We start from the raw sequence: 12,604 nt of genomic DNA, 5'->3' as shown, positions 1-12,604 counted from the left end.
ATTACGCGTCTTCGTACAAATCAATCGTCCGCTCTACAAATCCCTTATACTGCTCGTACTTCTGCCGGATGTCCGTATACGCATAATGATGGTACATAGGCATCTGCTTCACTTGCCTGAAAAAGGTATGGAAGCATTCAACCAATTTTTTATTCGCTACGACGTAAAACGGGCATACCGATTCGCGAATATACTGAGGATTTTTCTTAAAAAAAGCGGCCGTATAATTGGAATAAAAGGATAAATTCGTCACCTGATATTCCGACATTTCCATGGAGGCCTGAATGACGCCTACGGTAATTTTCGGATTTTTTTCCATAATATCCAGCGCATGCTGCAGGTGCATCTTGCGATACGGAGCCTTCATCTTGAATTCCTTATCGGTAAAAAACATATATCCCGTTTCGATATAACGGATAATCGACGTCATCGGCAGCATAAATTCCACTTCGCCTGAGGCCATCATTTCATCCCACATGATCTGCAGCTGTCCGATCTGCCTCGTCACCTGCTTCGACGCCTTGATTTCCGTCAAAAATTCAGAAACGGCCTGCGGCGGCAGCAGGAAATCGACGCCGTTTGTCAGGAAAAAGAAATATTTGTCAGACGAATAAAAGGCCGTCCGAAACCCGATATCCTCGATTCCCAAGGTTTTCACCGGGGCCAGCGCTGCCTGCTGGTTGGCAAAGCCGACGTAAAATCGGTTATAAATATCCTGCACCAGGGCCGCGTCGGAAATATAGGTACAAATGCCGATACTGCGCTCTCCCTGCAGGGAATATTGAATAACGAACTCATTTTCCATGATGATCGTATTGCCCTGCTTTAAGACGTCGGAATGATACAGCTTAAACTCGTAATTCAGGTATTTTCCCAGAATAATGTACAGCTGCTCCGTATATTTCGTATCGCGGGACAATTTTTCCAAATCGATGCCGACGTGAATCGTAATGTGCGGCGCCGTCTCATTGGGAAATTCCAGAAATTTCCAGAAATCAATGTCCAGCAGCGTGCAGAAATCGCCTAAAATCAGCAGGTTGCTTCCCTCTTTGGCGTTCTGCACCTTTTCCTTAAATACTGTATTCATAAATAGAAAGACATCGTGATTCCCCGTAATGACCTTCGCCGGCACGGCAGCTTCCTGCCGGTGGCGGCCGTGATGCTTCATGGAAAACCGATAGGAGGCGCTTAACTGCTGCAATATTTCAAACTCCGCCGTTTCTCGCGTCACAGGGACAGCAAACAATGTACTCAGTTCGTCAATCTGCCCGTTGGTTATGACTGATTCGGCGAAGCACTTAGCCAGTTTTTCATTGATCTGCTCGATATATTTCGTCGCCGGCAATTTTACGCCGTTCACCCACTTGCTGATATAGGACACGTCGTATCCCGTTATGTTCGCCAAGACTAAATTCTTCGTTTCCGTTATCGTAATCAGTTTTTTCAATATCACTGCATATTCTTCAGATACCAAGCAAATACCCCCTCGTTATGGCATATTGCTATGCTACCATGTTTTTCATGGCATGACAAGAATGAAAGGCATGTCATGAGGAATAGTTATGCAATATTACTGAAAATAAAAATTGCCCGATATACGCAGCAAATTACAGCGTATATCGGGCAATTTTATCGTTCCATATTTATTTATTATGAAGAATCTTTATAAGAAATGAATTTTTTTCATACGGATTCTTACTGACACTTAGCCATCAGGTGTTTGGCCTTTATATACTGGTCGATGCCGACAGCCACTTTCTTCCCTTCGCGCATAGCCAATACGACGGTTGCCGGTTTATGGACGATGTCGCCGGCGGCGAATACACCGGTCTGGCTGGTCATGCCGTACGGTTCGTCCTTCGTGAAGATGTAACCGTCACCGTTCATGTCGACGCTGAACTGGCGCATGCAGTCCAATTCCGGCCGGTTGCCGATAGCGGCGATGATTTTATTAGCCGGCACGACGCCGAATTCTCCTGTCGGCACCATCGTGGCGTCTTCCAAAATCTGCTGTTTTTCGTACTGCAGGCCTTCTACATGGTCCTGACCTACGACGGCCTTCGGAGCCGAGTAGAATTTAAAGGCGACGCCGTCAGCCTTCGCAGCTTCATATTCCGAGGGCAGGCACTTCATGTTCTTTTCTGCGCGGCGGTATACGATAGTGACGTTGGCTTTCAGGCGCAGGGCCGTGCGGGCCGCGTCGATAGCCACGTTGCCGGCGCCTACGACGATGACGTCGTCTCCGGGCTGAATCGGCAAGTCTTCCTGCTTCGCCTGGCCGAGCTGTACCTGCTGAACCTGGGTCAGGAAATGCTGCGCGTCGACGACGCCGTCGACCGTATCGTTTTCAACGCCCAAATTCCAGCCTACAGGCGCGCCGGTAGCGATGAAGACGGCTTCATATCCTTCGGCAAACAAGTCGCTGATTTGTTTGTCCGCGCCGATTTTCGTATTGAATTGGAAGACGGCGCCCAGCTGCTGCAGGTATTCCATTTCCCGGTATACGTGCTTTTTATGCAAACGGAACGAAGGAATGCCGAACATGAGCATACCGCCCGGCTCGGAAGCGCTTTCAAAAATCGTTACGTCGTACTGCCGGCTAAGCAGCTCGTGGGCGGCAGCCAATCCGGCAGGGCCGCTGCCGATTACGGCGACCTTAGCAACGGCGTCGCCCTTTTTAGGAACGGGCAGCAATTCGCCTTCGAAGCATTTATCGGCTACAAAGCGTTCCAGCTTGCCGATTTCAACGTGTTTTCCCTTTTTGCCCAATACGCAGGCCCCTTCACACTGCTTTTCCCACGGGCAGACGCGGCCGCAGATGCCGGGCAGACAGCTGTTGTGCGCGATGTGTTCGGCAGCTTCGCCGATGTTGCCCTGAGCCAGCGCATGAATAAACTGGGGAATTTCATTGTTGATAGGACAACCCTTACGGCACTGCGGAACGGCGCAGTTCAGGCAGCGGCGCGCTTCTTCGACGGCTTCTTTCAAGCTGGCGAAATCGGCGCTTTCCAACGGTTCCTGTTCAAATCCCAAGACGTCTTTATACTCTACCATAGTTTCTCATCCTTTGCTTTTTAATAGTATACACCACGTATAGTATACAACATTTTGACAAAAAAAGTCATCCCGAAACAGCAGGACCTAGTTCCCCTGTTTCGGGATGACAGCTGCATCATCGCGTCAGCACATCCAACAGCTCAGATTGAACCTTAGAATTTCTGACCAGATGCGTCTTTTTTCAGCCATTCGATGAGGACTTCTTCTCTCGTCCGTTTGATTCTGTCAATATCTTCCGGAGTCCAGTTGTACAAGCCCGTGCCGGTCTTAGCGCCCAAGTTTCCTTCGTCGACGCATTTCTTCATAACATCGGAAGCTTCCTTGTCGTCAGCCAGGTCGGCATTCAAGTAAGCGGAGATGTTGTAGAAGATATCGAGACCGCCGAAGTCAGCCGTTTCGATCGGGCCCGTTACGCCTAAGCGGCGGCCGATGCTGTATTTGCAGATGGCGTCGACAGCTTCTGCCGTAGCGATGCCTTCTTTTACGCAGTGCAGGGCTTCACGAAGCAGAGCAAACTGGAGGCGGTTGCCGACGAAGCCCGGAGCTTCTTTCAGCAGCGCAACCGGTTTTTTGCCAATTTTTTCCATGAGCTTCCATGTAATGTCGACAGTTTCCTGGTTCGTCTTAGCGCCCGGAACGATTTCAACCAACGGAATCAGATGAGGAGGATTCCAGAAGTGAGCGACGACGAAGCGTTCGGGATGATCCAAAGCCGACGCGACTTCTGTCGGGGACAATCCGGAGGAGTCCGTAGCAAAGATAACGTCGGGTCCTAAGTAGGATTCCATTTCTTTGTAAACGGCTTTTTTGATATCCAGATCTTCTGCAACCGATTCGATGACGAAATCAGCGTTGGCAGCAGCGTCTTTCAGCGTCGTTACGCCGTGGATGCGGCTGAGGAGGCCTTTTTCTTCTTCTTCCGTCAAGAGGTCGTTCGCTTTCATAACGTCCAGCGTGAAGTGGATATTTTTCATAGCCCGTTCGATACTGGCATCCTTACGACCGAACATGTTGACTTCGTAACCGCTCTTTGCAAAAGCAATCGCTGTGCCGAAACCCATCGTTCCGCAACCGAGGTTGCAAATCGTCTTAATGTCTTCGAATTTTTTCATGTGTTTTTACCTTCCTTCTTTTATGTATTTTTAATTATTACTAACTCGTATTACACTATACTCTGCTCTCTATTATAATCTTAGACTGCAAACGGAACGAATGTCAAGCCGAAGATCATGATAAGAGCCAAAACGATGAAGGCTACAAAGCTGTAACCGACGAAGTCCTTGAATTCCAAGCCGCAGACTGCCATGAACGGTACGGCGAAGAACGGCTGAACCAATGCAGTCAAGTCGCCGCCAAACATGTAGGCGATAACGGTCTGCGCATCGGGAACGCCCAAGGCCTTGCCGGCAGGAATAAGGAACGGAGCTTCGATAACCCACTTGCTGCCGCCGGACGGAATGAAGTAGCTGATGATACTGCTCAGGATAGCAGCGATAGCCGGGAACGTCGTCGTCGTGCTGAAGGAAATAACCCAAGCGGCGATCGTATCGACGAGGCCCGTAAATTTCATGATACCGAAGATACCGGCATAGAACGGGAACTGGAGGATAACGCCCCAGGCTGCCGGCGTGGAAGCCTTAACAGCTTTCAGCATAGCTGCCGGAGAACCGTACAGCCAGATGATCAAGGTCAGGAACAGGAAGTTCAAGACGTTGATGTCCAAGGATTGACCGAGGATGAAGAAATGATAGAACAGGTACGCCAGGAACATGAGGCCGATGATGTAGGAGCACCACGGTTTATACGTAACCCATTCGCTCGGCGTCTTGATTTCCACTTTCGTATCTGCAGCAGGCGGATCGATCTGAGCCAGAGCCGGATTCCACTGAGAAATGGATACCATTTTTTCCTTGTTCTTAGGCTGAAGTACGAAGCCGAAGAGGACGAGGATAGCGATGATGGAAGCTGCTGTCAGAATCAGGTTGTACGGATGGAAGATAGTCATGGAAATAGGAATAACGCCCATTTCTTTGACCATGAAGTGGTCAGCCGTAGCGACGAGCAGCGGAGCCGAACCGGAAAGACCCATGTGCCAGATGAAGAACGGCGTCCAGCCGGCACCGCACAGATAGCGGTAGTCGATGGCAATGCCTTTGCGTTCAGCCTGGACAGCCAGGTTCTTACAAATCAGGGCGGCGAATACTAAGCCGAAGCCCCAGTTCAAATAGTAGCCAATCGTGGAAAGGATGACGCAGTATACATATACGCCAGTAGGAGAATTAGGTTTGCTGCAGGCCGAGGAAATGAGGCGCGTGCAGATAGGCGTCGTTGCCAATGCATAGCCCGTAATAACGATTAAGGACATCTGCATGGAGAATGCCAGCAAGGTCCAGAAACCTTTGCCCCAGGCGATAACCGTTTCGAAGGGGCTGGCCGGCGTGAAGATAAGTGCTAAAATAAATGCGACAATAGTAAGAATTAAAGCGATGACATACGAATCAGGTACCCATTTTTGGGCAAAGTCGGTAAAATAATCAGTAAATTGCTTCTTTTGAGTAGACATACTCATTTCTCCTTTCTTTGTTTTATTGTGACACCTTTCACCTAATACGGCGGTCTTCCGCCTTTCCTTCAGAAGACTGCCTTTTCTCCTAATATGCTACACTGTTATTATACCCTGTTTTATATTGAATAACAGTTAGAATTAATAGACTATATTGACCAAATAAACGAAAAATTGAATTCACTTGACTCATATTTAAATTTTAACGAATCATATTGGATACTCTTAAATATTCGTCAACTATTTTCTCGTTATATCATAAAACTGATATATTTTCCCTCCTATCTGCCGAAACAGCGCTGTGTACTGCGCCTTACTGCAAAAAAAATATCTCTATATATGGTGCCCTGCATACTCCTTGACTACGGAGATGGCATGCTGTGGAAAGGCAAGAATTTTTTTACTATACAGGAATATTTCGTTTTATAAATTATTTTTGTGCTGCATATTATTTTATACGACAAATATGCAATGCGACAGGCATACGCTTTGTTCCTAACGTAACAAACCGCCCCCTGCCGACAGACAGGAAGCGGTTCACTGGGAATGGACTATTTCTTCTCCATATTTCTCTTCAATTGTTCTAATACTTTCTTGGCCTTTTGACGGCGGTTCCAATACCACAGGCCGCCGTATACGATGACAACGATGACGATCAGGACCGTCAGGCGGCCGGCGTTGTCTTCCAGCATTACGACGTCGTGCCCGACGACGACTTCCACGGCAACGGAAGGCAGCTTGCCAATCAGCGTGCCCAGTATATAATCGCGGTAGCTGATGCTGCTCAGCGCCCCCAGGGCCGTAATCAGCCCGTTCGGCGAGTACGGCAGAGCTCTGGCGACGGCCATGGATTTCAGCGTGCTGTATTCGTCCAGCTTGCTGAGCATACGGCTCTTTTCAATGAGCTCCTTGGCCTTATGGCGAAACAGCGTCCGCATGAAAAAGAAGCTGATGACGACGCCGATCGTCTCGGCCAGCCAGGAAATGACCGTCCCGGCGGCGATGCCGAATAAGACGCCGTTAGCCGCCGAAATGAAGATAGACGGCAGAAATCCGACGATATTGATGACGATGTCGATGATCATGCTGACGACGACGGCCCACACGCCGAAGGAGCGCAGGTATTCAATCGTCCCGTCTAAATTGCCGCTGACGGACAATTCCCATACAGTGCGGTAAAAATCAGGTATCAGCAGGTGGATGCCGCCTAATACGCCGATCAGCAGGGCAAAGAATATAATTTTTATATGTGTTTCCGACAAGGTAGCAGCTTGTTTCATAGCTTATCCTTTACGTTCCCGTACGGTCACAATCGTACGGCTTCTAATCCGGTCGTGCTTTAATTTCGTCAAATACATGGAACCTCCGACAATACAAATACCGCCCATAATCGTCATGACTGTCAGCACTTCATCAAAGAACACAAATCCCCACAACGCATTGAAAACAACGGCAATATATGCTACGAAGCTGACGACGACAGGGTTTCCGTAAGCGTAGGCGTCAGTCATCCAAATCTGGGCGACGACGGTAATAATGCCTAACGCAATATACAAAAGCCATTCTCTGCCGTTCGGCATCTGAAAATCAAAGCCCATGAGAACCGCACCGGCTACGGCCGCACAAAAGAGAAAATAAAAGACGATTTCGTACTGATGATGCCGCCCTGACCCGGTCAGCTTGCTGATCGTCGTATAAGCCATAGCGGCAAACAAAGCCTGAGCCAGCACGAATAGGGAATATACGTTGAACGACGAAAAATTCCACGGCCGTACGACCAGACAAGCCCCGACGACAATGACTACCAAGGGCAGAGCCGCTCCCCTGGGCATGACTTCCTTTAAAAAGACAGCCGCAAATATCATGACGAAAAACGCCGACAGCTGGGATAAAATCGACACGTCAGCCAGAGGCATGCCCCGCAGGGCATAGAAAATGCAAATCATGCCCGCGCCGCCGACGACGCCGCGAAACCACAGCGTCGGACGGTCGTACTTGGAAAAATGAACATGCTGGGCCTTCATGAGCGCCAAAATGAGCAAGGCGCTCAAAAAGCCGCGGAAAAACGATATTTCTCCTGTACTCATCGTATACGACAATTCTTTAACGATGACATTTTGCAAGCTAAACGCCAGCGAAGACAATATCATGTAAATGACGCCTTTACTCATACGACTTCCTTTACCTCTTCCCTATCAAGGCTCACGCCCGGCCGTGAATCGCGTCGACGAAGGCAAGGACGGCCTGTTTCATATCTTCTTTCTCAATGGAGCTGCCGAAGCGGACGGGCTTATTCCGCAGTTCTGCCAGCGGCTTAGGCAGGGCCATGCCCGTTACGTCGGCGATTTCAAGAAGCTCGTCGAAGGCATCGTCGTGCTTAGGCAAGGCCAGCGCCTGGCAGATGACCGGCGGGAACTTATAGGGATGTGCCGTCGCCATGACGACGGTATGGCGGCCTTCGCACAGCCCCTGTCTGCGGCGGTTCATGTATACGCCGTAGGCTACGGCCGTATGGGGGTCCAAAAGATATCCGTAATCGTTGTACACGTGGTTGATGACGGCTTCCGTTTCGCCGTCGTCGATCCAACCGCCTTCAAATTCCCGGCGGAGCTGGGCCAATTCTTCTGCCGATACGGCTATTTTTCCCGTTTCAGACAAGTCCTTTTCCCACTCCGCAACCTTTTCCGCATCCTGCCCGGCGACATAAAACAGGAACCGTTCAAAGTTACTGGACAGGAGAATATCCATGGACGGGCTGTCTGTCGTAAAGAACTGGCGGTTCATATCGTACACGCCCGTTTCAAAGAAATCGGCCAGGACCTTATTCTTATTGGAAGCGCAAATCAGCTTGCCGATGGGAACGCCCATCTTTTTGGCAAAATATCCGGCCAGGATATTGCCGAAGTTGCCTGTCGGCACGACGACGTCGAAGATTTCCCCTTCGGAAATAGCGCCATTGTCGACGAGGGATACGTACGTCGAGACGTAATAGGCGACCTGCGGGAAGAGGCGGCCAATGTTGATGGAATTGGCGCTGGAAAGCAACACGCCCTTTTCGTCAGCATAGGCGTTGACGCCGGGGTCGACGAAAACCCGCTTCAAAAAGCTCTGGGCGTCGTCGAAGTTGCCGTAAATCGCCGACACGTTGACGTTATTCCCTTCCTGCTTCTGCATCTGCTGCTTCTGCATAGGGCTGACGCCTTCGCTGGGATAGAAGACCATGATATTCGTGCCTGCCACGTCCTTGAAGCCTTCCAGAGCCGCTTTCCCCGTATCGCCGCTCGTCGCCGTCAGAATCAGTATATCCCGGTCTTCCTTTTCCTGGGCCTTCGCCGCCGTCAGCAAGTACGGGAACAAGGACAGTGCCAGGTCTTTGAAGGCCAGCGTGCGGCCGTGGAACAGCTCGGAAATGCTGACGTCCGTATCGATGGAATGAAGGGGCACAATGCGTTCGTCCCGGAAGGTAGTTTCGTTATAGGCCGAGGCGATCATGGTATTGCGTTCTTCGTCCGTAAAATTCGTAAAGAAATATGACAAGACGACAGAGGCGATTTCCTGATACGATTTTCCCGCTAAGTCCTTGTACTGCAGCACCTGTTCCGGAAAGGTTTCCGGAACGTACAGGCCGCCGTCCGGCGCAAGGCCGTGAAGCAGGGCGTAGGACGGAGCTACGCAGGTATTGGAGCGTGTACTTCTGAATTTCATGTATATCTTCCCCCTTTTATCTAAGCAAAGCTGGTATCAGGCCAGTATATCATGAAGCAGGCTTATACGACCTGGAACAAATAAAATTTGAGATAATCCGTCTCCGGCACGTTCCACAAAATCGGATGGTCCGGCGACTGCTGGCGACCTTCAATCTGCCGCAGATGGACGCCGGCGTCCTTCGCCGCGTCGCGGAGCATGCGGCGGAACAGGTCGTCGCGCATGAAGTGGGAGCACGAGCACGTGGCGAGATATCCGCCCCGCGGCAGGAGCTTCATGGCTTTCAGATTGATTTCCTTATATCCCCGTATGGCGTTGTGCACCGTATGGCCCGACTTCGTAAAGGCCGGCGGGTCGAGGATGATGAAATCGTAATCGCGGCATTTCTGCTCGGCCATTTCCGTAAGCAAGTCGAATACGTTAGCCTGTTTAGCTGTCACAATCTGTTCCAGCCCGTTGCGGCGGATGTTTTCATTGGTCATGGCGACGGCTTCTTCCGATACGTCGACAGCTGTAACGGAGGCAGCGCCGCCCTTCGCCGCATTGAGGGCAAAGGCACCCGTATGGGTAAAGCAGTCTAACACATGGCGTCCGGCGGCGATTTTAGCCACGGCCAGGCGATTGTACTTCTGGTCGAGGAAGAACCCCGTCTTCTGGCCGTTTTCTATGTCTACGTCATACAAGACGCCGTTCTCGTTGATCGTCGTCACGGGACTGCCCGGCTGCGGCAGAAAGTCGGCTTCATACCAGCCCTTATACTGGATCATGCCGTCGAGCTCCCGCACCTTGACGTCGTTGCGCTCGTAAATGCCGCGGACGGATACGCCCATGGCGGCCAGCTCGTCGACGAGGGCCTTGAAGATCACCGGCTTGACCTGATCCATGCCGTAGCATAAGGTCTGCGCCACCAATATGTCGTTATACCGGTCGACGGTCAGGCCCGGCATTTGGTCGGCGTCGCCGAAAATCAAACGGCAGCAGGAAAAATCAGCCGGCCCCATGACGGTATAACGGTACTGGAGGGCATACTTGACGCGGCGCTGCCAAAAGGCGTCGTCGAAGCGGTCGTTGGCGTTGTCCGATACGATGCGGACGCGGATTTTCGATATGTCGTTGGCAAAGCCCGTCCCCAAATACCGGTCCTTCTGGCTGTAGACATCGACGATATCGCCCGTCGCATACACGCCGTCTACGCGGGTGACTTCCTCGCCGTAGACCCAGGGATGGCCGCTGCGGGCAGCCATTTCCCCCTTTCGGGTTATATATAGTTTAGCGTACGGTCTCACTAGAATCTCCTTTATAATCCTTTATAAAATGTAATGACTCAGGTCGACGTTCTGAACGACATCGTTCAGCTTACCGGCAACGAAATCGCTGTTGACGACAATATGGTGTTCGTCCACATCCGGTGCTTCAAAGGCGACGTCCTCCAGGATTTTTTCCAGCATAGTATGCAAACGGCGGGCACCGATGTTTTCCGTTTCCAAGTTGACGCGATGGGCGTATTCGGCAATAGCGTCGATGCCGTCGTCAGTGAATTCCAGTTCTACGCCGTCTGTCGACAGCAAGGACGTGTACTGTTTGACGAGGGATTGATTCGGCTCGGTCAAGATTTTGCGGAAATCGTCGACCGTCAGGGACTGGAGCTCTACGCGGATAGGAAAGCGGCCCTGCAGTTCCGGGATGAGGTCGCTGGGCTTCGATACGTGAAAGGCGCCGGCGGCGATAAACAAGATGTGATCCGTCTTTACCGGGCCGTATTTCGTATTGACTGTCGCCCCTTCGACGATGGGCAGGATATCGCGCTGCACCCCTTCACGGGATACGTCCGGTCCGCCGCCGCGGTTCTTTTCAGCGATCTTATCGAATTCGTCGATAAAGACGATGCCGGCCTGTTCCGTCGCTTCGATAGCCTTGTCGACGATGACGTCCATGTCGAGGCATTTTTCCAGTTCTTCATCCTTGAAAATTTCCCGAGCTTTAGCTACGGTCATCTTCTTTTTCTTCTTTTTTTTCGGCATGATGCTGCCCAGCATTTCCTGGAAGTTGCTGGTCAGCTCTTCCGTCGAATTGCCCGTCAAGATGCCCTGTATAGCCCGTTCCTGTTCACGGACCTCTACTTCGATTTCCCTGTCGTCCATCTTATGAGCGCAAATGTCTTCGTACATCTTCTGCCGGCGGTCCGACTTCGGCTCTTCGAGCTGCTTCGGCTGCTCTTCTTCGTCAGACGTATCGTCGCTGGAGAAAAAGATATCCATCGGATTGGCTGCCTTTTCTTTAATAGCCGTCTTCTTCGGCCAGAAAACCTGCAGGATGCGCTTATTGGCTTCTTCTTCGGCCTTGGCTTCATAGCGCAGGCTTTCCTGCTCCTGGACCATGCGGATGGCGTTGGCTACGAGATCGCGGATGATCTGTTCGACGTCGCGGCCTACGTATCCGACTTCCGTATATTTCGTCGCTTCGACTTTGATGAAGGGAGCGCCGACGAGCCGGGCCAGGCGGCGGGCAATTTCCGTCTTGCCTACGCCTGTCGGTCCGATGAGCAGGATATTTTTCGGAATAATTTCATCCTGCATTTCTTCGTTCAGCCGCTTGCGGCGCCAGCGGTTGCGCAGGGCGATGGCGACGGATTTTTTCGCTTCCTTCTGGCCTACGATGTATTTATCCAGCTCTGCGACAATTTGCTTCGGTGTCAATTCAATTTCGTTCATGTCATTCCCTCTTCTGTATAGTTTATTATATTTCTTCTACGATGACGTTGTGATTGGTATACACGCAGATATCAGCGGCGATGTGCAGTGATTTTTCTGCAATATCGCGGGCCGACAGGTCCGTATTCTGCATCAGGGCCCGGGCCGACGCCAAGGCGTAGTTGCCGCCGGAGCCGATGGCCGAAATGCCGTCGTCGGGCTCGATGACTTCGCCGTTTCCGGAAATCAGGAGGATGCGCTGGCTGTCCGCTACGAGGAGCAGCGCTTCCAGCTTGTGCAGTATTTTATCGGAACGCCAGTCCTTGGCCAGTTCTACGGCGCTGCGGACGAGATTTCCGTTGTATTCGTTCAGCTTTTCTTCAAAATGGTCAAACAAGGTAAAGGCGTCGGCGACAGAGCCGGCGAAGCCGCTGATGATCTTGCCGTGGTACAGGCGGCGCACCTTCTGGGCCGTGCCCTTCATAATGACGGCGTTGCCCATCGTCACCTGGCCGTCGCCGGCAATGGCCGTCTTGCCGTTGCGCTGTACGGCGACGATGGTCGTCGCGTGAAATTCTGTAGACATCAT

10 protein-coding genes are annotated in these 12,604 nt (G+C 51.3%); all 10 read right to left on the bottom strand.

All coding sequences use genetic code 11. From position 1 onward, the window contains the following. Position 1: 1 nt before the first annotated feature. Positions 2 to 1,474: a hypothetical protein gene (locus OCV58_RS06120; protein WP_087477032.1), complete on the bottom strand. Its 1,473-nt coding sequence runs from the start codon at positions 1,472 to 1,474 to the stop codon at positions 2 to 4. 221 nt (positions 1,475 to 1,695) lie between these two features. Next, a complete protein-coding gene (locus OCV58_RS06115) occupies positions 1,696 to 3,054 on the bottom strand; it encodes an FAD-dependent oxidoreductase (RefSeq protein ID WP_087477033.1) in 1,359 nt (452 codons plus the stop codon). 155 nt (positions 3,055 to 3,209) lie between these two features. Beyond that, positions 3,210 to 4,169 carry a 3-hydroxyacyl-CoA dehydrogenase family protein gene (locus tag OCV58_RS06110; RefSeq protein WP_087477034.1) on the bottom strand — a complete coding sequence of 320 codons (960 nt, stop codon included), beginning with the start codon at positions 4,167 to 4,169 and terminating at the stop codon, positions 3,210 to 3,212. Positions 4,170 to 4,249: 80 nt separating this feature from the next. Beyond that, on the bottom strand, positions 4,250 to 5,620 hold the full coding sequence (locus tag OCV58_RS06105; protein ID WP_233127957.1) for a short-chain fatty acid transporter: 1,371 nt from the start codon (positions 5,618 to 5,620) through the stop codon (positions 4,250 to 4,252). Positions 5,621 to 6,171: 551 nt separating this feature from the next. Further along, positions 6,172 to 6,900, bottom strand: a complete 729-nt coding sequence (locus tag OCV58_RS06100) for a TVP38/TMEM64 family protein (protein ID WP_154877271.1) — start codon at positions 6,898 to 6,900, stop codon at positions 6,172 to 6,174. A 3-nt stretch (positions 6,901 to 6,903) separates the two neighbouring features. Continuing rightward, positions 6,904 to 7,791 carry a DMT family transporter gene (locus OCV58_RS06095; protein WP_154877270.1) on the bottom strand — a complete coding sequence of 296 codons (888 nt, stop codon included), beginning with the start codon at positions 7,789 to 7,791 and terminating at the stop codon, positions 6,904 to 6,906. Between the two features lie 31 nt (positions 7,792 to 7,822). Next, positions 7,823 to 9,325: a threonine synthase gene (gene thrC / locus OCV58_RS06090; RefSeq protein WP_154877269.1), complete on the bottom strand. Its 1,503-nt coding sequence runs from the start codon at positions 9,323 to 9,325 to the stop codon at positions 7,823 to 7,825. Positions 9,326 to 9,387: 62 nt separating this feature from the next. Then, complete coding sequence (locus tag OCV58_RS06085) at positions 9,388 to 10,611, bottom strand: class I SAM-dependent rRNA methyltransferase (protein ID WP_267312818.1); 1,224 nt, start codon at positions 10,609 to 10,611, stop codon at positions 9,388 to 9,390. A 21-nt stretch (positions 10,612 to 10,632) separates the two neighbouring features. After that, complete coding sequence (hslU, locus tag OCV58_RS06080) at positions 10,633 to 12,036, bottom strand: ATP-dependent protease ATPase subunit HslU (protein ID WP_154877267.1); 1,404 nt, start codon at positions 12,034 to 12,036, stop codon at positions 10,633 to 10,635. Positions 12,037 to 12,061: 25 nt separating this feature from the next. Beyond that, entirely contained in the window at positions 12,062 to 12,601 is a 540-nt protein-coding gene (gene hslV / locus OCV58_RS06075) for an ATP-dependent protease subunit HslV (protein WP_198643487.1), read from the bottom strand. Positions 12,602 to 12,604 lie beyond the last annotated feature (3 nt).

This window comes from Megasphaera stantonii (assembly GCF_025567065.1).
Lineage (GTDB): Bacteria > Bacillota > Negativicutes > Veillonellales > Megasphaeraceae > Megasphaera > Megasphaera stantonii.
This window is presented reverse-complemented; position numbering and strand designations above follow the sequence as displayed.